Source organism: Serratia sp. CY38905 (assembly GCF_052168875.1).
Taxonomy (GTDB): Bacteria; Pseudomonadota; Gammaproteobacteria; order Enterobacterales; family Enterobacteriaceae; genus Serratia; species Serratia sarumanii.
Genome location: NZ_JBJNLV010000045.1, coordinates 1 through 1,410, shown reverse-complemented (window position 1 = coordinate 1,410; position 1,410 = coordinate 1). Strand labels below are relative to the sequence as shown.

The 1,410-nt window shown below is 52.9% G+C and carries 1 protein-coding gene; it reads left to right on the top strand.

The window, feature by feature from the left end; genetic code table 11:
- Positions 1-1,367, top strand: a 1,367-nt coding sequence (ltrA, locus tag ACJ8MK_RS25975) for a group II intron reverse transcriptase/maturase (RefSeq protein WP_442518125.1), incomplete at its 5' end; no start/stop codon positions are given.
- Positions 1,368-1,410 lie beyond the last annotated feature (43 nt).

Genomic DNA, 1,410 nt, shown 5'->3' with positions numbered 1-1,410 from the left:
TTGATGGCGTGAACAAAACAATGCTACAGGCCAGACTGGCTGTTGAGCTGCAAATCCTCAGGGATGAATTACTCTCAGGTCACTACCAGCCCTTGCCTGCCAGACGGGTTTACATCCCTAAAAGCAACGGCAAACTGCGACCACTGGGTATTCCTGCGTTGCGGGATCGTATTGTTCAGCGGGCCATGCTGATGGCGATGGAGCCGATATGGGAGAGTGATTTTCATACACTCTCGTATGGCTTCCGGCCTGAACGCAGTGTCCACCACGCGATCCGCACGGTGAAATTACAGCTCACCGACTGTGGGGAAACACGGGGACGCTGGGTGATTGAAGGCGACCTGTCCAGTTACTTTGACACAGTACATCATCGACTGCTGATGAAGGCCGTGCGCCGCAGGATCAGCGACGCACGTTTCATTACTCTGCTGTGGAAAACAATCAAGGCGGGACATGTTGATGTCGGTCTCTTTCGGGCAGCCAGTGAAGGCGTGCCGCAAGGTGGCGTAATATCGCCGCTGCTGTCGAATATCATGCTGAATGAGTTCGATCAGTATCTGCATGAACGCTACCTGAGCGGGAAAGCCAGAAAGGATCGCTGGTACTGGAATAACAGTATCCAGCGGGGCCGAAGTACTGCGGTCAGAGAAAACTGGCAATGGAAACCTGCAGTGGCGTACTGCCGCTATGCCGATGATTTTGTGCTCCTCGTCAAAGGCACTAAAGCACAGGCAGAAGCCATCAGGGAGGAGTGTCGCAGCGTGCTCGAAGACAGCCTGAAGCTCAGGCTGAACATGGACAAGACCAGGATCACCCATGTCAATGACGGTTTTATCTTTCTGGGTCACAGGATCATCCGCAAACGCAGTCGTTACGGTGATATGCGGGTGGTCTCGACGATCCCGATGGAGAAAGCCAGAAACTTCGGCGCATCGCTGACAGCACTGTTATCAGGCAATTACAGTGAAAGCAAAGTCGATATGGCTGAACAACTCAACCGGAAACTGAAAGGCTGGGCCGCGTTCTACCAGTTCGTTGATTTTAAAGCCAAAGTCTTCAGTTATATCGACAGTATCGTGTTCTGGAAGCTGGCTCACTGGCTGGCCCGCAAATACCGTACAGGTATCGCTTCCCTGATGAGGTGGTGGTGTAAATCACCGAAACCGGGTCAGAGCAAAACGTGGGTTTTATTTGGTAAAACCAATCACGGCAAGCTCAGCGGCGAAATACTGTACCGGTTGGTGGGGCAAGGCAAGAAGCTGTTCCGCTGGCGGCTACCCGAAGGTAATCCCTATCTGAGGACGGAAACCAGAAACACGTATACATCGCGCTTTACAGAAGTGGCAATGGTGTTCGCCAGCATTTAAATGGAGAGCCGGATGCGCTGAAAGGTGCACGTCCGGTTCGGGG